Annotated in this window: 24 protein-coding genes; 14 read left to right on the forward strand and 10 right to left on the reverse strand. The window is 38.2% G+C overall.

Annotated elements, in window-relative coordinates; all coding sequences use genetic code 11:
• Positions 1-389 (reverse strand): hypothetical protein (locus tag ACKPEB_RS13550; protein WP_408965457.1); only part of this gene is annotated, 389 nt, incomplete at its 3' end.
• A gap of 390 nt (positions 390-779) precedes the next feature.
• On the opposite strand from ACKPEB_RS13550, the gene ACKPEB_RS13555 reads away from it, so the two are divergent.
• Positions 780-1400, forward strand: coding sequence for an ATP-grasp domain-containing protein (locus tag ACKPEB_RS13555; RefSeq protein WP_408965458.1), 621 nt, complete (start codon positions 780-782; stop codon positions 1398-1400).
• 177 nt (positions 1401-1577) lie between these two features.
• Here the strand turns inward: ACKPEB_RS13555 and acpP are convergent, their stop codons facing one another.
• Both acpP and ACKPEB_RS13565 read right to left on the reverse strand, forming a co-directional pair.
• On the reverse strand, positions 1578-1814 hold the full coding sequence (acpP, locus tag ACKPEB_RS13560) for an acyl carrier protein (protein WP_408965459.1): 237 nt from the start codon (positions 1812-1814) through the stop codon (positions 1578-1580).
• A 101-nt stretch (positions 1815-1915) separates the two neighbouring features.
• Positions 1916-2689 carry a cobalt-precorrin-6A reductase gene (locus ACKPEB_RS13565; protein WP_408965460.1) on the reverse strand — a complete coding sequence of 258 codons (774 nt, stop codon included), beginning with the start codon at positions 2687-2689 and terminating at the stop codon, positions 1916-1918.
• Positions 2690-2738: 49 nt separating this feature from the next.
• Between ACKPEB_RS13565 and ACKPEB_RS13570 the strand changes: the two genes are divergently transcribed.
• Positions 2739-3764, forward strand: a complete 1026-nt coding sequence (locus tag ACKPEB_RS13570; protein ID WP_408965461.1) for an isochorismatase — start codon at positions 2739-2741, stop codon at positions 3762-3764.
• Between the two features lie 114 nt (positions 3765-3878).
• On the opposite strand, the gene ACKPEB_RS13575 is transcribed toward ACKPEB_RS13570, so the two are convergent.
• From ACKPEB_RS13575 to ACKPEB_RS13590, 4 genes are all read right to left on the reverse strand, one after another.
• Positions 3879-4463 (reverse strand): hypothetical protein, encoded by a 585-nt coding sequence (locus ACKPEB_RS13575; RefSeq protein WP_408965462.1) that lies wholly within the window; start codon positions 4461-4463, stop codon positions 3879-3881.
• A 2-nt stretch (positions 4464-4465) separates the two neighbouring features.
• Positions 4466-5554 carry a bifunctional diaminohydroxyphosphoribosylaminopyrimidine deaminase/5-amino-6-(5-phosphoribosylamino)uracil reductase RibD gene (gene ribD / locus ACKPEB_RS13580; RefSeq protein ID WP_408965463.1) on the reverse strand — a complete coding sequence of 363 codons (1089 nt, stop codon included), beginning with the start codon at positions 5552-5554 and terminating at the stop codon, positions 4466-4468.
• Positions 5555-5862: 308 nt separating this feature from the next.
• Positions 5863-6381 carry a cyclic nucleotide-binding domain-containing protein gene (locus tag ACKPEB_RS13585; RefSeq protein ID WP_408965464.1) on the reverse strand — a complete coding sequence of 173 codons (519 nt, stop codon included), beginning with the start codon at positions 6379-6381 and terminating at the stop codon, positions 5863-5865.
• A 125-nt stretch (positions 6382-6506) separates the two neighbouring features.
• Positions 6507-7325 carry a tetratricopeptide repeat protein gene (locus ACKPEB_RS13590; RefSeq protein ID WP_408965465.1) on the reverse strand — a complete coding sequence of 273 codons (819 nt, stop codon included), beginning with the start codon at positions 7323-7325 and terminating at the stop codon, positions 6507-6509.
• Positions 7326-7405: 80 nt separating this feature from the next.
• On the opposite strand from ACKPEB_RS13590, the gene ACKPEB_RS13595 reads away from it, so the two are divergent.
• The 5 genes from ACKPEB_RS13595 (at position 7406) to ACKPEB_RS13615 (ending at position 10470) form a co-directional block, all read left to right on the forward strand.
• The gene (locus ACKPEB_RS13595; RefSeq protein ID WP_408965466.1) at positions 7406-7855 is read left to right on the forward strand and encodes a hypothetical protein; all 450 of its coding nucleotides are present in this window, start codon (positions 7406-7408) and stop codon (positions 7853-7855) included.
• 204 nt (positions 7856-8059) lie between these two features.
• Complete coding sequence (locus ACKPEB_RS13600) at positions 8060-8356, forward strand: hypothetical protein (RefSeq protein WP_408965467.1); 297 nt, start codon at positions 8060-8062, stop codon at positions 8354-8356.
• Between the two features lie 177 nt (positions 8357-8533).
• On the forward strand, positions 8534-8890 hold the full coding sequence (locus tag ACKPEB_RS13605) for a hypothetical protein (RefSeq protein WP_408965468.1): 357 nt from the start codon (positions 8534-8536) through the stop codon (positions 8888-8890).
• Between the two features lie 27 nt (positions 8891-8917).
• Positions 8918-9637 (forward strand): phosphatase PAP2 family protein, encoded by a 720-nt coding sequence (locus ACKPEB_RS13610; RefSeq protein WP_408965469.1) that lies wholly within the window; start codon positions 8918-8920, stop codon positions 9635-9637.
• A 14-nt stretch (positions 9638-9651) separates the two neighbouring features.
• On the forward strand, positions 9652-10470 hold the full coding sequence (locus tag ACKPEB_RS13615) for a prohibitin family protein (RefSeq protein ID WP_408965470.1): 819 nt from the start codon (positions 9652-9654) through the stop codon (positions 10468-10470).
• Positions 10471-10476: 6 nt separating this feature from the next.
• On the opposite strand, the gene ACKPEB_RS13620 is transcribed toward ACKPEB_RS13615, so the two are convergent.
• Positions 10477-11463, reverse strand: coding sequence for a LysR substrate-binding domain-containing protein (locus ACKPEB_RS13620; RefSeq protein WP_408965471.1), 987 nt, complete (start codon positions 11461-11463; stop codon positions 10477-10479).
• A gap of 129 nt (positions 11464-11592) precedes the next feature.
• Between ACKPEB_RS13620 and ACKPEB_RS13625 the strand changes: the two genes are divergently transcribed.
• From ACKPEB_RS13625 to ACKPEB_RS13645, 5 genes are all read left to right on the forward strand, one after another.
• Positions 11593-12180: a Crp/Fnr family transcriptional regulator gene (locus tag ACKPEB_RS13625; protein ID WP_408965472.1), complete on the forward strand. Its 588-nt coding sequence runs from the start codon at positions 11593-11595 to the stop codon at positions 12178-12180.
• Positions 12181-12392: 212 nt separating this feature from the next.
• Positions 12393-13916, forward strand: coding sequence for an APC family permease (locus ACKPEB_RS13630; RefSeq protein ID WP_408965473.1), 1524 nt, complete (start codon positions 12393-12395; stop codon positions 13914-13916).
• A gap of 38 nt (positions 13917-13954) precedes the next feature.
• Positions 13955-14653 (forward strand): cadmium resistance transporter, encoded by a 699-nt coding sequence (locus ACKPEB_RS13635; RefSeq protein WP_408965474.1) that lies wholly within the window; start codon positions 13955-13957, stop codon positions 14651-14653.
• 39 nt (positions 14654-14692) lie between these two features.
• A complete protein-coding gene (locus tag ACKPEB_RS13640; RefSeq protein ID WP_408965475.1) occupies positions 14693-15337 on the forward strand; it encodes a hypothetical protein in 645 nt (214 codons plus the stop codon).
• Positions 15338-15514: 177 nt separating this feature from the next.
• Positions 15515-15934, forward strand: coding sequence for a YidH family protein (locus tag ACKPEB_RS13645; protein WP_408965490.1), 420 nt, complete (start codon positions 15515-15517; stop codon positions 15932-15934).
• 39 nt (positions 15935-15973) lie between these two features.
• Here the strand turns inward: ACKPEB_RS13645 and ACKPEB_RS13650 are convergent, their stop codons facing one another.
• The gene (locus ACKPEB_RS13650; RefSeq protein WP_408965476.1) at positions 15974-16936 is read right to left on the reverse strand and encodes a TIGR00341 family protein; all 963 of its coding nucleotides are present in this window, start codon (positions 16934-16936) and stop codon (positions 15974-15976) included.
• 93 nt (positions 16937-17029) lie between these two features.
• On the opposite strand from ACKPEB_RS13650, the gene ACKPEB_RS13655 reads away from it, so the two are divergent.
• Positions 17030-17530 (forward strand): cytochrome, encoded by a 501-nt coding sequence (locus ACKPEB_RS13655; protein WP_408965477.1) that lies wholly within the window; start codon positions 17030-17032, stop codon positions 17528-17530.
• 45 nt (positions 17531-17575) lie between these two features.
• Positions 17576-17914 (forward strand): cupin domain-containing protein, encoded by a 339-nt coding sequence (locus ACKPEB_RS13660; protein WP_408965478.1) that lies wholly within the window; start codon positions 17576-17578, stop codon positions 17912-17914.
• 127 nt (positions 17915-18041) lie between these two features.
• Here the strand turns inward: ACKPEB_RS13660 and wecB are convergent, their stop codons facing one another.
• Positions 18042-19157, reverse strand: coding sequence for a non-hydrolyzing UDP-N-acetylglucosamine 2-epimerase (gene wecB / locus ACKPEB_RS13665; protein WP_408965479.1), 1116 nt, complete (start codon positions 19155-19157; stop codon positions 18042-18044).
• Positions 19158-19166: the final 9 nt, after the last annotated feature.

The following is a 19166-nucleotide window of genomic DNA, read 5'->3' on the forward strand; positions in this document are numbered from 1 at the left end:
GTTCGTTGGGGAAAACTAGCGGTTAAGGAAGGGGAGACAGTGTTGTCGTTATCACTGGAGTTAGTTTTTGCTTCATCGACAACCAGATAAATTTTAATGGGGTAATCTACGGTAATTCCGACTTTCTCCAAAAAATCTCTCGCACAGGAAAAAATGGCAGTGGTTTCTAAGGCTGGGGTTTCTGCTAAGTGAATAATTACCATCAAGACATCTTCTTCTAGAAAACAATTGACGGGTTCTGTCTGAGGGGAAGTTTCTTTGCCCTGAAGTGACCGGTTGCCCTTGACAATCACCAAATGGCGTTGGGCGATCGCATCCGATAGAAGATGTCTATATAGCCGTTTGGCTAAATCTTTAAAATCGATGGAGCGAGTTGCCGTATGTACCATGTCATTGTTTCCTAATCGCAATTCAGTGTCGCCAATATCAAGCCACTGTCCTCGTTATTAGCATAGATAGGAGTGATTTGTCACAGGTTTCCTAAATCGTCCAAAAAGTATGACAGAATTGGGTCGTGTCGATGCACTGCTTAACAATGCGGGTTATCGTCAGATAGACTCCTTAGAACGGATGCCGATGATCACGACTCAACAATAATTTGCAATTAATTTTCCTCGCCTTTATGCCGATCTCAACTCTTGATTTTCATTATGTGTTCTCAAGGAGACGGTAGAATTATGAATATCAGTAATATTCAGTTTTTAATCTTGCTCAGTATGATTGCTGCCTAAACTCTAATTACGATTGATGACGAATTACGACGGACAACCTCTTCCCCAATGGATTTATTCGCATATCAAGCCAAAGAACTGTTCCAACAGATTGGCATCCCGATTTTGCCATCCCAGACAATTCACAATACTGGCGAACTGAAAAGATTACAAATTCCCTATCCCGTTGTGCTGAAGTCCCAGGTACGGGCCGGTGGGCGAGGCAAGGCTGGTGGTGTTCGGTTTGTGGAAAATACGATTGATGCGATCGCGGCGGCAACGGCCATTTTTCATCTTCCGATTTCTGGGGAATATCCAGAGGTCGTTTTAGCGGAGGCCCGTTATGATAGCCAATTGGAATTTTTTCTGGCGATCGTTTTAGACTACCAGCGTCAATGTCCTGTGCTACTCGGCTCCAGTAAAGGCGGAATTGAGGTGGATACGCTTCTGCAATATATGGAGCAGGTGGTGTTGACCGAGGAATTTTCCCTTTTTCATGCCCGTCGTCTGGCCATTAAAATGGGATTAAAGGGGGAATTGGTGCCAGCCGTGAGTGATATTATTGAAAAAATGTATCGTCTCTTTACTAGCAAAGATGGGGCAATTCCCTGGGGGATCATCGAGTTGATTCCCAAGTCTTCGCTTGGGACTTCGGTTGTTCACTCACCCCAAATGCAGAACCCAGTGTGAGAAGCCAAACTAACATCATAACAGTCGTTTAATAAACAAGGTTTGGGATTGCCTAATCCAAACAGTCGGACGCAGTCAAATTTCTGTGATCCGGGTGGAAGGCGAATCCTCCGTTTTTTGTTAATTTTATGTTAGTTGCAGGTTAAGCTGAAGCTTTAGCCGGTTTGTCGGTGGAGTTTACCCCTGCTTAGATTCGATGTAGTCGATCACGTCTTTAACGGTCTTAATGTTTTCAGCGTCTTCATCGGGAATTTCTGTATCAAATTCTTCTTCAAACGCCATGACCAGTTCCACTGTATCCAGGGAATCTGCACCTAAATCGTCGATCAAACTAGCCTCTGGCTTAACGTTTGCTTCTTCAACACCTAATTGCTCTACAATAATTTTTTTGACTTTTTCTGCGATGTCACTCATAGTATTTTTCCTTTTTGGATGCCGCGTATACCATCTTATCTGAAAGGGGGATCACCGCAGCAAGGATCTCTGAGATTTTTTGAAGGAGGACTGAGAATTTCTCATTCTCTCTTGACAAATTCCATCCCATCGTTTAGAGACTGAGTAACCTGGGGATAATCAATGACAGGTCGAGTAATAATAATTAAAGGAATGTTTAACTGCTGGGCAAGATTAATTTTGAGATCTTCCCCACCTGCTGTTCCTGACGCTTTTGTGACCACCAGAGAAATCTGCCAATGTTGCCATAATGCTTGTTCTAATTCTAAGGATAAGGGAGGACGAAGGGCAATGATTCGATCAGGGGTAAACCCGGCTTTTAAGGCAGCATTTAAAGCGATCGCAGAAGGTAAAATGCGAGCAAATAAGATGGCTTGATCTTGCCATTGAGCAAAGGCGGATAACGGTCGATATCCCAAGGTGAGTAAGACTCGTTTTCCTTGTAAATCATTGCCTTTTAATAAGGTTTCTAAGCTATCTAAATACTGAATCTGATTTGAAGGTTGAGAATTGATCGCTGGACGTTCATATCGTAAATAGGGAATATTATTCGTTTGGGAAATTGCGATCGCCAGTTGAGAAATTTCCACCGCATAGGGATGAGAAGCATCTAAAATCCGATTAATATTATAGTTCGTAATAAATTGATGAATTTGGTGTTTTTCTAATTTCCCGACCCAAAGGGTTAAATATTCGGATTCGGGATAAAGGCATTTTGCTGATTCCGTCGTTACACTAATGATACAAGGAATTTGGGATTGAGCGATCGCTTGAGCTAAGAGGGCACTTTCCTGAGTTCCTCCAATTAACCAAACTCGCTTGCTTGAGTTCCCCATAAAACTTGTCTAAATCTTGGTATTTTATCAACTATTTTATCACAAATTTATGATCACACAAATTTTCAAGGGTTTACCCATTCCTCCCCATTTTAATTCGCCGCGTGTGGGAGAAGTTTGGCGGGTTCCTTATCAAATTCGGGTTCAAGAAGCCAAACAATGGGCAAAACAGTATGAAATTCAACCTGCGAGTCAGGATCAGCTGAAAACTTGTTTAATTTTAATTGATCTTCAAAATACCTTTTGTATTCCTGAATTTGAATTATTTGTTAGGGGAAAATCAGGAAATGGTGCTGTTGAAGACAATATTAGACTCTGTGAGTTTATTTATCGAAATTTAGGGAAGATTACCGAAATTATCGCCACGATGGATACCCATAGAGCGTTCCAAATTTTTCATCCGATTTTTTGGATCAATCAACAGGGGGAACATCCGACTCCAGCCACCTTAATTTCTGTAGAGGATATTCAAAATCAAGTTTGGAAGGTGAATCCTGAAGTTGCTAATAATATTTCAGGAATTGATGTTCAATTTTTAGAACAATATGCTTTACATTATGCCCAAAGTTTAGCTCAAAAAAATCAATATTTGTTAACAATCTGGCCTTATCATTCTATGTTAGGGGGTATTGGTCATAGTCTAGTTTCAGCCGTTGAAGAAGCTTTATTTTTCCATAGTATTGCTCGGTGTTCTCAAGTTCAATTTGAAATGAAAGGTAACCATCCGTTAACGGAAAATTATTCAGTTTTGCAACCGGAAGTTTTAGAAGATTTTCAAGGGGGTTTGATTGCAAAACCCAATCAAGAGTTAATTGAAAACATCTTAAAATTTGATCGGATCTTAATTGCAGGTCAAGCTAAAAGTCATTGTGTGGCGTGGACAATTGATCATTTATTAACAGAAATTCAAGCTAGAGATATTCATTTAGCCCAAAAAGTTTATTTATTAGAAGATTGTACCTCTCCTGTGGTTATTCCGGGTATTGTAGATTATACAGAACAAGCGAATACAGCATTTGAAAGATTTGCCGCAGCAGGGATGCAGATTATTCAATCTTTGAGTTTATTGGATTAATTCAAGATGTCATGTTAGATCACGAGTAAGGGCGAAGGGATAAAAGTCCTACGCCCTAATAAAAATTCAGGGAATTAATCACTTAAGTTGACAGCTATGATGAATCTATGTTTTCTATTCTCTTTCAGGAGATGACATTGCTGGGGAATAATTTTGATAGGATTGATTAAAGCTCATGGCAACTAATGAAAAGCCTAAATAAGCTGGTAAAATAATAGCTGTAATAAAGGCAAATATTGTTAACCAAGCTCCTATATTTCTGGAAGAGCCATAGGTAGAACGATAAGGATCAACTTTAATTTGATAAGGATTTTCTGGAGTTTCTATTCCTTTTAACCGCTTCAAGCGAACTCGTCGATCATCTAATTTTTCTACTAAAATCCAACCCATTTCAGATTCTTCTTGACAGAAACGTTTAAAAATACTTGGGTTGCGAAAAACATCTCGATTGGCGCGTACAATTTTATATTCCCAATCATTGAGAACGGGATAGGGAGATTCGGGATTAGAATACCCATTCGGTTGTACTGATTTTGCAGGTATTTGTTTCATTTCGTCTGATTCATAGCGAGTCAATGTTTCTTCCTCCTCCTGTTCTAATTCGGTATTGATTTGTATGGAAAAGAGCCAACTAGCTAGTAAAACTGCATCAATTCCCAGGGTACTGACCATGAGACTTAATAGGGCAATTTCGCTCATAATTAAGTTTGCAATAAATAACCTTCAATCCAAAAATCACAGCCTACAGAACCCCAGGTCATTTGTTCTAATAAAAGTGCTTCGCTCATCTGAGTAAACCCCAAATCTGCCACCGGAGAAGGTGCTGTTTTTCCCCCAATAATTTTAGGGGCAATAAACGCTAAGATTTTATGAATACTGCCATCTGCGAGAGCCTTTGCAGCGAGGGTTCCTCCACATTCCCATAACACCGATAAAAACTGGCGTTCATAGAGATAAGCCATGACTTGGGCGGGTGTCAAGGGCGACAATTCCGCAACCTCTACCCCCTTATTCTGCAAAAACTGTTGAAAATCTGGATTTACACCCTCCTCTGTTATAACTAAAGTTTTTGCTTCTTGAGTGTCCCATAAATGGGCTTGTTGAGGTAAATCTAAGGTTCGACTCATGACCACTCGTAAGGGGTTGGGTTCCCCGGCTGTGTGGGTTGTTAACCAAGGATTATCGCGTCGGACGGTATTTCCTCCCACAATTACCGCATCACAAGCGACTCGCAACTGATGAACTTTGTGTCGAGCTTCGGTTCCTGTCACCCAAGAACTATGACCTGTTGTGGTGGCAATTTTTCCATCTAATGTCATGGCATATTTCAAAATTCCCCAGGGTTGATGATGTAAAATTCGATGGATAAAGGCTTCATTTAAGCGTTGACAATCGGAGGTTTCGACACCAACGATGACTTCAATTCCTGCATCTTTTAAACGTTGAATTCCGGTTCCTGAAACTAACGGATTTGGGTCAACCATTCCTACTACAACTTTAGCGACTTCTGCTTGAATTAAAGCTTCTGTACAAGGAGGAGTCCGCCCAAAATGATTACAAGGTTCTAAATTGACATAAACCGTTGCTCCCTTGGCTTGTTCTCCAGCATTTCTCAGGGCAAAAACTTCGGCATGGGGTTGTCCTGCCCCCGGATGAAATCCTTCTCCAACAATTTTTCCATCCTGAACAATGACACATCCAACTAAAGGATTAGGTGCAGTTTTTCCTAATGCTTGACGAGCTAATTTTAAACAATGTTGGATCATTTGTTGATCAAAAGTTAAGGTCATAATTTGTTAGGGAACAGGGAACAGGGAACAGGGAATAGTGATCCGATCAACTATCTATAGCAAATATTAAAGGATAGAATATAAATAATTAGGTTCGGGTACTGATTGATATAAGCCGTCAAACAAAATAAATTGCCTATTGATAATGGCGAGATTCTTCATTCGGCTATAGCGGAATTCAGAATGACAGTGCAAATAATTTTGTATCAGTGCTTAATTAATAAAAGAATTATTCATAAAACCAAAATTTTATTTGAAAAATCTCTGGTTTTATGAATCAAGCTGTGTTGAGCCGTGCAATCGCTTAATTATCCCCCCAAACGCTGCATAATCCAGTCTAAACGATGATCGGGTTCCTCTTCTTCGTTATTATTTAAGGATTTAGAAGCTAATAAAGCAGCGTTTTCATCCAAACCAAAATGATTGACTGTTGCTCGTAAACGAGAGGATAAAAACTTGGTAATCGCTCGATAAAACCTCAAAGAAAATAACACATCCTCTTCTAATTTTTCAGATAAAAGCGATCGCGGAATGGATAATACACAACACTCTTCCACCGCTTGTACGGTAGCTGAGGGTAAACGTCCATCGACAAAAGACATTTCCCCTAAGATTTCACCTCCCCCGATTTTTCCGACTACTTGATTTCCTAATGAAGCTACACAAACATTTAGGGTTCCACTCAAGACAATATAAAGAGCATCTAAGGGTTGATCTTCTTCAATTAAGATTGAACCTGTGGGTAGGATTTCTCGTTTTCCCTGTGTTACAATCCAGTCGATATCTCGATCATTTAATTCCCCTAGAATCAGTAAGGCATTCGTCATAAATTTAGGGATTTTTACAAAACAAATATATTGTTCTTACAAAAATCGTTAATGGAACGATTCTTGAATCCGAACAAATGATGCAACTGTTGATTCCCCGTTCCCCATTGACCGCGCTTTCTCCATTAATATAATTGTAGCATTAGTTTTTTGCGATATTCTTTAGTTAAGGGATGATCATCTCCTAGTAAGTTAAAAATAGTTAACATGGCTTTTCTCGCCCCATCTTCTTTAAATTTGCGGTTGGTTGATACAATCTCTAAAAATAAAGATAATGCCTCTGGGTAGTCTTCGGTTAAAGTTAATTGACAAGCTTTTGCATAATTCTGTTCCAGTTGACTTTCTCCAGAGAAAGTGACATCTTTTTTGAATTGAATTAATTGTTTCAATGCCTGAGCTTTGGCAAAGAAATCACGCTGATCTTCTCTAATAGTATTTAACAGTTTTTCTGCGTTTTCAGTTTGGTTGAGAAGGATTAAAAAGTTAGCCGCTTCTAACACCACTTCTGGGCGATCTGGATACTGAGAAAATAGCTGATCTAACAGTTGTTTTCCGGTGGGAAAATCCTTTTGAGCGATCGCATTTTTTAACGCTTCTAAACTTTGCTCAAAATTCGATTTTAAATTCAGTTGGCTGAGGGTTTGGCGAATTTGAGCTTCGGTTAATGCTCCTACAAAACCAGGGTGTATTTCTCCTTGTCTAACAATTCTCACATCGGGTACACCTTCCACGCCGTATTGACTCGCTAATTCTGGATTTTGATCAATATCAATTTTCGCTAAAATAAAATTATATTCTGTCACCAACTTTTCTAAAATAGGTTTTAAAATTTGGCAAGGGCCACACCAGGTTGCATAAAAGTCTACTAATACAAGGCTTTTATAGGAAACTTGGATCACTTCTTGTTCAAAGTTAGATTGATTAACGTCAATCGCATATCCCATTAGCTACATCCTCCGAGCAATTTCATTTCTTATTTTATCGTAAATGTTCAAATTTATTCTTTAAATTTTCTAAAAAAACCTTGCTTTCCTTAATACCTGAGATTGTAATTAACATTAATTTTCTCCGTCTGCTTGGATTAATCACTGTCTTCCTTTTCGCTTCTGGCTGTCCTTTAGCGGCGGTTGATTATGACAAAGAAAAGGCTTCCCAAAAGCAGGAAGTTTCTAATCTGTTGATAGAAGATTCTCTACTTTCCTATCCCCAACCCTCAAGCTTTACCATTCCCCAACCTGCTAATATTAATGCAACAAAAGAAATGGCTTTTCAAGCCAGAAGGTTAGCCATTCGAGAAAAATTAGCGGCGATTAATTTAGATGAAAAAGATGCTTGGTGGAGACGAATTAAACTGGGTGATCCCCATAAATATTTATTACCGATTATTGCGGTTATTTTTCAATTAATCTTAAATGAAACGGATTTAAAAGCGGGAGTTCCTCCGGTTTCCTATTTGGTTTTACCTCAACAATAGGGTCAGCCTCAACGATATAAAAATTGGTATATTTGGAAGATTGATAATATTTGGTTCTGCGCTCGACCTTGGGGGGATAAAATCGAGTTAAAACCCTTAATTTCTGAGAAAAAACCTAACTTACAAGCTTTAGCCGCGCAGGGAAATCAAACCGCCTGGATCACCGATGTTGCTGCGGTTAAAAATTATCCTAATTTTCAACAGTTGAAAACCGCATTACATCAAACTGAAATACAAGATCAAGATTGGAAAACCCAAGGAAAATTAACGTATAAAAGTTTAGCAGGCGATCGCTTAACCCTAACTTATCAAAAAAACGGAGGCATTGGGGATGCTGTGGTGAATGGAGAAAAACGAATCTTAGAAAAATGGCCCGTTTTAGACAGTCCTTATGTTCAACAACCCCTTTATAGCGGTCAACTTGAGGTTAAAGTTCCTTCACAACCCGCTTGGCGACTGCGAGGAACTTTGATGGGGCCAATTTGGGAATCAGGACAGTAAAATAAAATCTCAGATGTATTGAAATTCATTTTAAATTTATGTACAATCTAAATGTAGTGTTACAGCAGAGCAGTCCGGTTTCTGGAGGTTGAATTTTAATTTCATTCCCTGGATACAGCGAGAAACCGGGTTTGTTTGATATGAATTAAATTGGAATGGTGAACAATAGAGGTGTTTATGTCCAAAAAATGGCTCGGCGGAATCTTAGTTTTTTTAGGTTTTATGATGTCTCCGTTGTGCTGGTGGAATGATTTAATTTTTAACTTACCCATTGCTTATGGGTTTGGATTTATCTTTAGTAAATTATCTCAAGATTTATTTTTTCCGAGTTCTATTTTTGGATATTGGCTATCAAATTTAGCCGGAATTTTGTTAATGCAATATGGGGCGATGAATGTTGTTGAGTCTTCCTCTGCTGAACGTAATCTTAAGAAAGATTTAGCAATGGGGGTGCTTTCCTCAACAGCTTTTACCTTAGTGATGGTAGTATTAGTACAGTCTAATGTTATTGATCTTTCCCTCTTACCCCATTAGACTTTGATGCAGTTGGCGAAAACAATCATGTCTGATTCTAATGCAAATTCATCATCTTTCTTAGGGTTAAATCCTATTCAGCAATGGTTCATCCAGCATTGGCAGTTTTTAGTTTTAGGAATTTCCTTACCGTTACTTTTATTTGGAATTCTTGCCTTAAAAGTCGGTGAAAGTGCCAGTGGTTTACCTTGGGATTTATCGATTTTATTCGCCCTTCATTCTACTTGGTCTCCTCAACTTGAAAAACTGGCAATTATTTTAACCTTTACGGGGATGGGTTCTGGAATCATACTTTTAGCAATTCCAGTGATGATCATTTTAGGAGTTCAAAAAAAATGGCGATCGCTATTATATCTGATTCTGACTCTTTCAGGAAGTGGAATTTTAAGTGGATTAACTAAAGTATTTTTTCATCGAATTAGACCTCATTTGTGGCAATCTTCCTATCCATTACCCTCAAGTTTTTCTTTTCCCAGTGGTCATGCTTTATTAAGTATGACCTTTGTAATTATTTTAATTATTCTAACTTGGAAAACAAAATGGCGCAGTTTAGCCATTGGTTTAGGCGGATTATTTGCCATTGCTATTGCTTGGACAAGATTGTATTTAGGGGTACATTTTCCCAGTGATATTCTAGCAGGTTGGTTTCTAGCAATTACTTGGTCAATTCTCAGCAGTTTATTATTCAATATTCATCAATTTGATCAAATTGTAGATGCTCAATCTTCCACCCTGCTTGACCGTTAATTTTGATTGCACCCATGCCCAGATATCAATTATTTCTAAAGCCAGCTAATCTGTTTTTTTTGCTTTTATTACTTTTAATATTACTCAACCCGGTGATGATTATTAATGCGGGAGAACGAGGAATATTAATGGTTTTTGGTAAGGTTCAGCCTAGTATTTTGGATGAAGGATTGCATTTTATTATTCCTGTGGTTCAAACCGTCCAAAAAATGACGGTGCGCATTCAAAAGCAGGAAATATCCGCCGAAGCGTCCTCTAAAGATTTACAAGAAGTATTTACGGATGTGGCGTTAAATTGGCATATTGTTCCTGAAGAAGTTAATTTAGCGTTTCAACAAATTGGGGATGAACAAACCATTGTAGAAGCGATTATTAATCCTGTAATCGAAGAAATTTTAAAAGCGGTGATGGCAAAATATACCGCCGAAGAAATTATTACTTGTCGGGAAAATGTGAAATCTGAAGTTGATGATTTATTAACAAGTTTATTAATTAACTATCATATCCAAGTGGATAATATTTCTCTGGTTCATGTTCATTTTTCTCAACGGTTTACCGATGCAGTCGAAGCGAAACAAATTGCAGAACAAGATGCGAAAAAAGCGGGATTTTTAGTTTTAAAAGCGATTAAAGAAGCCGAAGTCAAAGTGAATTTAGCCAAAGGAGAAGCCGAAGCTCAACTTTTACTTCAAAAAACATTAACTCCAGAGATCCTCCATAAAGAAATAATTGATAAATGGAATGGAAATTTACCGTTAGTGATGGATGATCGATTAATTCATGGATTTAATCTGGAATCTTTATTCAATCATCCATTCCCTCAATTGCCATAATTTAAGTTAAGCTCTAAGCTGAGTAAATTGAATTGGAATCTCATTGGAGAATAACATTTTTTCAAAGGTTTGAGAAATCCGAGTTTGAAACCGTTGACGGTGTTTGATTTTTAAAAAAGGTCGAATTAATTGTAATTCTTGGTAATCATTGAGACGGTGATCAACAATGCGAACGGCTTTTAAAATGCCTAATTGTAATTCTTTTTTTACCATCAATTCAGAAATTCCCGCCGCAACTTGACCTTCTTCGACAACAGCTTTTACCATTTCTCCGGTATTTAAAACTAAAATAACCTTTAAATCACTGAGATTAACTCCCCAATTGTTTAACGCTTCTTCTAAACGTTGTTGAGTTCCTGAACCAGCTTCTCGCATGACCCAATCGGTATTTTTGAGTTCCGTTAAATCAATTTTGTCTCGCTCAAACCAAGGATGGGAGCGTCCGACAATAATTAATAAGCGATCGCTGCCAATTTCCTCTTGATTTAACAATTTTTGTAACGTCGGTTTAACTTCCCCTTCAATTAATCCTAAATCAAACTGTCCGTTGGCGGTTCCTAAACAAATTTCTTCGGTATTTGCCAAGGTGCAGTTCACCATAATTCCTGAATATTCTCGTTGAAATTGACTAATTTTTTCAGGTAGCCAATAGTTACCAATGGTTAAACTTGATCCTAATTTAAGTTCTCCCCGTTGGAGATTATTTAACTCTCTTAATCCACGTTCCGTTAAAGCGACTTGTTCCAAAATTTTTTGCGCTTCCAGTTGTAGTAATTTTCCCGCTTCTGTAATTTCAACATGACGACCAATCCGGTGAAATAACTTAACGCGATATTCGGTTTCTAAACTTTGAATCGCAGCACTCACCGCAGGTTGCGTAATATACAGATTCTCCGCCGCACGGGTAAAGTGCAGATGTTCCGCCACTGCTAAAAAAATTCGCAGTTGCTCTAGGGTCATTCCAGCCATCGTAAAGTTGTTCACCTCTAGCATGATCCAGGGATTGGGATTCGTTCCAATGGAAACAGAGAATATTTTGATTCAATCAAAATTGTATTTTAATGCAAATAGAGATAATATGGTTTACAATTTTAGTTAAATTTAACTTGAGTTGTATCTTAAATGACTTTAGCTCAACGAATTGCACCTGAATTGAGTCAACAACAGCGTTACTTCCAACGCCGTGAGCGACTTCCTTTAAGACGAGAACACCTATGGAAAATTGAGTCCGGTGTGGTGCGGACTTTCACTTCCCTGGAAAATGGAACCGTTGTGACATTAGGGTTATGGGGGGTCGGGGATATTGTTTCCCGGGTCTTGTCCAAAGCTGACCCCTACTATATAGAATGCTTAACACCCGTTCAGGCAACAGCTATTCCTGTTACTGAATCCGATCATTTGCGTCCTTTCTTCATTGAACATATTCATCAACTTCAAACCTTTTTAGAAATTGTTCATTCCCGTCCTGTTGATGAAGCACTGCATAAATTACTCACTTTATTAGCCAATAAATTTGGCAGTGATGTCTCTCAGGGACAACGGATTGAATTCCATTTAACTCATCAAGAAATTGCTGAAACCATTGGTACAAGCAGAGTTACTGTCACCCGACTTTTAAAGGAATTTGAACAGCAAGGAATTATTGAACGGTTAAATAAACAATTTATTCTTTTACCTGGACATCAACCCTTCTGGCACTACCAGATTTAAAAAAAAATCCGATTCCAAAGCGAATTCATAAACAAAATTTATTAATTCAAACAAAAAGAACATTTGATTCGATTATCAAACTCTCATAGAGTAAAAACTGAAACCATTAATGTTTCATTTCCAGTGATATCGTCAATTATTGCTCAATATTTCAAAATGCGATCGCAGAGCAATTCACCGATGTCGATTTAAAACACAGAAGGAATTACTCTATGACCGAAATCACTCAAATCTACCCTAGTTCTCACGGCTTAAAAAAGAATTGTTTATCCTTTGGAGAAGTATTAGCTCAATCCTTTGCTGTTATTGCCCCAACCACCATTCCTGCCTCGAATTTAGGGTTATTAGTCGCACTTTCAGGAAAAGGAACATGGCTGAGTTTTCTAATTGGTTTAATTGGGTTAATTTTTGTTAGTATTAATATTAACCAATTTGCGAAACGTTCTGCCTCTCCGGGTTCATTTTATGCTTATATTGTTAAAGGATTAGGCCCTACCGCCGGAGTGATTTGTGGCTGGAGTTTGGTACTGGCTTATTTATTTACAGGGATGTCCGTTCTCTGTGGTTTAGCCAACTTTAGCGGCATCTTATTCGGTCATTTAGGAATTCATCCTTCAGCCATTACCTTACTCGCCATTGGGGCAGGAATTGCTTGGTATGCTGCTTATCGAGATATCCAACTTTCAGCGATGGCGATGTTATGGATGGAAGGAATTTCAATTGTTTTTATTGGAATTCTAACCCTAATGATTTGGGCACATAAAGGCTTTGCTATAGACTTAAGCCAACTCACCTTAGAAGGTGTCACTCCGGGTCATATTGCCACTGGATTAGTATTAGCTTTATTTGGATTTTCAGGATTTGAAAGTGCGACAACGTTAGGGGATGAAGCGAAAAATCCCTTAAGAACAATTCCCCGTTCTGTGATGGGAAGTGTGATTCTTGCTGGAGTCTTTTTTATCTTCACCAGTTATGTTGAAATTCTAGGATTTGAAGGAACAGGAGTTTCTATTACAACAACAGAAGAACCCTTGGCGTTTCTTTCCCATCAAATCGGGGTTGGATTCTTAGGAGATATTATTGCTTTTGGGGTTTTATTTAGTTTCTTTGCTTGTGTTTTAGGAACCATTAATCCCGCCGCCCGGATCTTTTTTATGATGGCACGTCATGGTTTATTTCATGCGTCCATTGGCACAACCCATGCTTCAAATCGCACTCCTCATATTGCCGTTACCTTGTGTTCTTTCTTGATGTTTTTGGTTCCGGCGGTGATGTCAATGTTCAATATTCGCTTATTTGAAAGTATGGGTTATTTGGGAGCGATTTGTAGTTATGGATTTTTAACAGTTTACATTTTAGTTTCCATTGCTGCACCGCTTTATCTCTCCAAAATTAACCAACTACGTCCAATTGATGTTGTTTATTCTATCTTAGCCGTTGGGTTCATGATGATTCCCATTATTGGGAGTGTAGGTATCCCTGGAAATCAACTGTTTCCTGTTCCAGAAGCGCCTTATAATTTCTTCCCCTATTTGTTCCTACTTTACTTATTTGTGACTTGTGGTTGGTTTATGAGACAGCGCACTCGTTCACCTAAATTAGTCAGAACAATGGAACGACAGATTGAAGAAATTCATGCCCAATTTACTCACTCAACCCCAGAAATTGTTCGTTCTGCTTCTTTAGTTGTTCCTTCATCTAACTCCCATTCAATGAAACGCAGACGAAAATTCTAAAGCCATTAATTAATCACTCAGAAAAAGAACAGTACACCATGAACGAATTGATTACCGCTATTTTGACAGGAATTGTTGCCTTTGCTACGACCAATATCGATGATATTTTCATTCTGACTTTATTTTTTAACCAAGTTAATCCTAACTTCCGCCGTCGCCAAATTGTTGTCGGTCAATATTTAGGATTTTCTCTCCTCTTACTAGCCAGCTTACCGGGTTTTTTTGGCAGTTTTTTGATTCCTCCTGATTGGATTCGATGGTTAGGTTTAGTTCCGATTATTTTTGGGATTCATTATTTATTAAAATCTCAAGATGATGAGGATGATAATTCAGCTTCGGTTGAGACTTCCACCCCATCGGATACCACCTCCGTCTGGAAAAATTTGCTATCTCCTCAAACCTATGGAGTTGCGGCTGTAACTGTTGCCAATGGGAGCGATAATATTGGGATTTACGTTCCTCTTTTTGCAAGTAGCACTTGGGAAAGTTTATTGACCATCTTATTGACCTTTTTCTCTCTCGTTGGTGTTTGGTGTTATGTCGCTTACAAGTTAACTCATTTTCCCACAGTGGCTAAGTTGTTAACGGGGTACGGCAATCGATTTGTCCCCTGTGTATTAATTGGTTTAGGTGTATTTATCGTCAAAGAAAACCTATTATTAGCACTTTTAGCTTTAGGGATTAGTTATGCTTGGGTATGGTTTTTTGAGTTCAGAAAACCATCCAACGTTGAATAATTTTATCCGGTTCATCTATCTAATAGAAAGGAGAAATTTATGAAAGCCTTAACTTCCGTCTTGGTTGCTGTTGTTTTGATGATCAATTTAGTTTGGGTTCAACCCGCTTCGGCTGAAGCGAAATATACCAAAAATCCCGATTATATTGAAGTCACTCAAGCCTTAAAACAAGCTTCCTTAATCCCTGAGGATGAAAAGAAAAATCAAGGCGCAATTTCTGAAACTGTTCAACAACAAATCGACTATTTACAGTTTCAACAATATGCGTTAAAATCGGGGATAAATTGGGGACAATGTACCAATAATACCGGAAAAACAATAGCGGTTTATGGCAGTTCTCAAAAAGAAGATATTGAGGATCAAGCAACTCTTTATTTTCTAGGGGATGGTCAAACAACCCGACAAAAATGGGATTGTGATGGCTTCTATGTCCCTCAAGATCTCAAAGCTATTAATTTAGGATTAGCTGAACAATCTGAACCCTTACAAGGGCCGATTGCGGTTAAAATTCTTGATGGAACTCAGTTAACCATTCAAGCGAATCCTGAAACCGGAAACCTAGAATTTAATTCGCCTTTAGCAAAGGTTGTCCAAGAAAGTCAAGTTCATTGGTTTATTCCTAATATTTCTCAAAGTATTATTGATAACCAACTGCCCAATACTCCAACTGTAAAAAAAGCCTAAATGTTTCTAAAATGGCTTCCCCCTAACCTTCCGAATACCCTAAAAAAAAGGGGAATTAAGAATAGTTAAATTTTCCCAGTTTAAGGGTAGGGGGATTTCCTGATTTATTCTCTCTATCTTTTTATTTCTTAAACAATGAAAGCTGAAGATTACACCCAAATTAAGTCCTCTGAGTTCATGAAACCATCAGACTCTACCTCAGAAATTATTCAGAAACCCAAAAGACTAAACCCTTCCCGTGTTCGAGATCATTTAGCAAATGAACGCACCTATCTCGCCTGGATGCGAACATCGGTTGGGTTAATGGGATTTGGTGTTGTCATTTTGCGTCTGCGTGCCTTTCAACCCACTTCTATTCCTGGCCCTGGTTATGGTTGGAAATTAGGATTATTATTTTCAGGAGTCGGTTTATTAACGGTATTATTATCAACATTCCAATATTTTGTTGTCCGTCGAGATATTGAAGAAGATACTTATGAACCCCCGGATCGTTGGGTAATTCTTTTTAGTTTAGCGATCGCATTATTAGGAGCGGGAATTATTTATTTCGTTTCCACCAGTACATCCCCTAACCCAATTGATTTTATGGGGTTTTAGAATCAGTAGGGGCGAGGTTTCCTCGCCCGTAGTTCTTGATTACTGTTCGGCTTCAACTCGTTCAACTTCTTCAACCAAGAAAACTAATTTAAAATTCTGGTTCATTTTCTTGTTAAGGAAATCTTCAACTAAACCCACTTGTCTGGGGGTAACGGGTTCGGTGGCGCGAACTTTTAAATAGGCTTTAGGAGGCTGGTGTTGCCAATCAATATTCGTGCTTTGTAAATCCACTCGTTGTCCCGTTAAGGTTTTCTCTTCAAAAATGTATCTCAAATCCGTTTGTAAACGTAGTTGAGTGACAAACTGCAAAAAGCTAATTGCTAAAGGAATTGCTAACACAGAAGCCACAATAAATGTAATCGCAAATTCTCTTTTCAGTTGAGAATAACCTGCCAAAACAAAAACAACCATACAAGCTAAGGCAATTCCAATTAAATTGGTTAAATACAGCAAGGTTGCCCCATAGCTTAAATCATACTCTCCTTGAGATAACGTTAAACCAATGACACATAAAGGCGGCATTAATGCTACTGCAATTGCGGTTCCTGCCACTGCGTCACTAATCCCCTTTTCAACTTTAGTAAAACCGCTTAATCCTCCAGCGACAACAGCAATTCCTAAATCAATTAAATTCGGTTGAGTTCGAGCTAAAACTTCTGAACCAAAATCTTCAATTCCAGTGATTTTTCCTAATAGCATTGATAGGAGCAGTGCGACCCCTGTTCCTACAACAATTGAGACTATACCACAGCGAGATAATTCGCGATCGCTTTCTAAAAGACCAAAAGCTAATCCTCGCAATGGTAACATAATCGGAGCAACTAACATGGCTCCAATAATAACGGCTGTACTGTTACTCAATAATCCAAAGGTAGCAATTAAACAAGCCGTTATCACTAAAATCATGTAGTTAAAACTGGGTCTGGATTCCGCCATTAAATCCGTTCGCATTTGGACTAAGGCATCGCCAGATACTCTTTTAAGTTTGAGGTTGAATTTCATAACAAATCTTAATATTTCTCAAAGTTTAGAAATGACTGATAACTGATCGCGATAAATTGATAGTATGGCATTTTATCATATTACTTATTACTGATGAAAAAAATAATCATTGGCATTATGGGGCCGGGAGAAGGGGCAACGGCAATCGATTTAGATCATGCTTATCAATTAGGTCAATTAATTGCTGAATCAGGATGGATATTATTAACAGGAGGTCGCAACTGTGGAGTCATGGAATCAGCGAATCAAGGAGCCAAATCTGCCCAGGGTTTAACGTTAGGAATTTTACCGAATGGCAATATTCAAGGAATGTCAGAAGCCGTTGATATTGCAATTGTTACGAATTTAGGTCAAGCTAGAAATGTCATTAATGTGTTATCTTCTGATGTTGTTATTGCTTGTGGCATGGGAGCGGGAACGGTTTCGGAAATTGCCTTAGCAATTAAACATAATAAATCGGTTATTTTATTAAATCAAAATCCAGAAAGTCAAAGTTTTTTGAAATCTCTCGCCCCGGAAAAATTTTTTATTGTTAATTCTCCTGAAACAGCTATTCAAACTGTTAAAGAATGTTTATCAAAATCACTTGGCTAAAACAGATAATGATGCTAAAATTAAAGTGAATTTTATTTAATATTTATGAAAATAACTAATTTAAACCAAATTCCAGAACAGGCAGTTTCTCACAATCCAGCGATTAAAAAGAAAGTGATGCTGAGTTTGGGAGATTTACCTTATTTAACTAATTTTTCTCAAGCGTGTTTTGCCCCTGGACAAGTGGCGGGAGGTCATTTTCATGCGGATATGTGTGAAGTGTTTTTTGTAGAATCAGGTTTAGGAAAAATTTCGATTAATGGTACAGATTATGAATTAAAACCAGGGGTTTGTATTGCCGTAGAACCTGGGGAAGTTCACGAAGTTAGTAATACAGGAGATACTGATTTAATTCTAACTTATTTTGGCTTACGCACTCCCTAGTTAGGGCTCAAGGTCTGTACTGACTTTTAATTCCTGGGTGCAATCATAGCCTGATGATTGCTAATTTTCTCAGCTTTTCTATCAAGTTTTACCCCTTTTCATGTGAAGAAGTCTATCGGGTCGCACCTCAACGCTGAAAATACCCTTGAATAATATTAATAATTCGTTCCGAAGCATGACCATCCCCAAATGGATTAATGGCATTAGCCATCGTTTGATAAGCTTTTTCATTGGTCAGTAATTCTCTCGCTTCAGTAAAAATATTCTGCGCTTTCGTTCCCACTAATTTAGCTGTTCCCGCTTCCACTGCTTCAGGACGTTCTGTGGTTGTTCTTAAGACTAAAACGGGTTTTCCTAAACTCGGTGCTTCCTCTTGTAATCCTCCTGAATCTGTTAATAAAAAATAACATTGATCAATGGCGGCGACTAATTCTGTATAATCTAAAGGTTCTGTTAAAAACACCCTGGGATGATTTCCTAATTGTTGGGTTAAGGGTTCTCGAACCGTTGGATTTCGATGTAAGGGTAATAATAAAGCGGTATCAGGAAATTCCTTGAGAATCTGTAAAAATCCTTCAGCGATTCCCTGAATGGGTTCTCCCCAATTTTCTCGCCGATGAACCGTTGCTAAAATTAATCGATAAGAGTTATGATTTAATTCAGAAATATTGAGTTTAGGATGTTTTTTTGCAACGGATAATAACGCATCAATGACCGTATTTCCGGTGTGATGAATTTCTCCTAAAACTCCCGAATTTTTCAGATTTTGAACCGCTTGAGTGGTCGGTGCAAAATGCAATTGAGTTAACTGAGAAATTAACCGTCGATTGGCTTCTTCAGGATAGGGATTGAATACATCATTGGTGCGTAATCCGGCTTCGACATGACCGATTGGAATTTTCTGATAAAACGCGGCTAAACTTGCAGCAAAAGCCGTTGTTGTATCTCCTTGAACTAAAACTAAATGGGGATTTAATTGTTTAAATAAATCTTCTAATCCTTGTAAACTGCGGCAGGTAATATCCGTTAAACTTTGTTGCGGCTGCATAATGTCTAAATCCTGATCTGCCGTTAAATTAAATAACGTCATCACTTGGGAAACCATTTCCCGATGTTGACCTGTTAAAATCACCTGGGTGTCGAACCCATAGGTTTGTTTTAACTGTTGAATTACAGGTGCTAATTTAATGGCTTCTGGACGAGTTCCAAAAACAACATTGACTCGAATTGGAATATTAGACATGATTAATTA

It is taken from the genome of Planktothrix sp., from assembly GCF_046067725.1.
In the GTDB taxonomy this organism is placed as follows: Bacteria; Cyanobacteriota; Cyanobacteriia; order Cyanobacteriales; family Microcoleaceae; genus Planktothrix.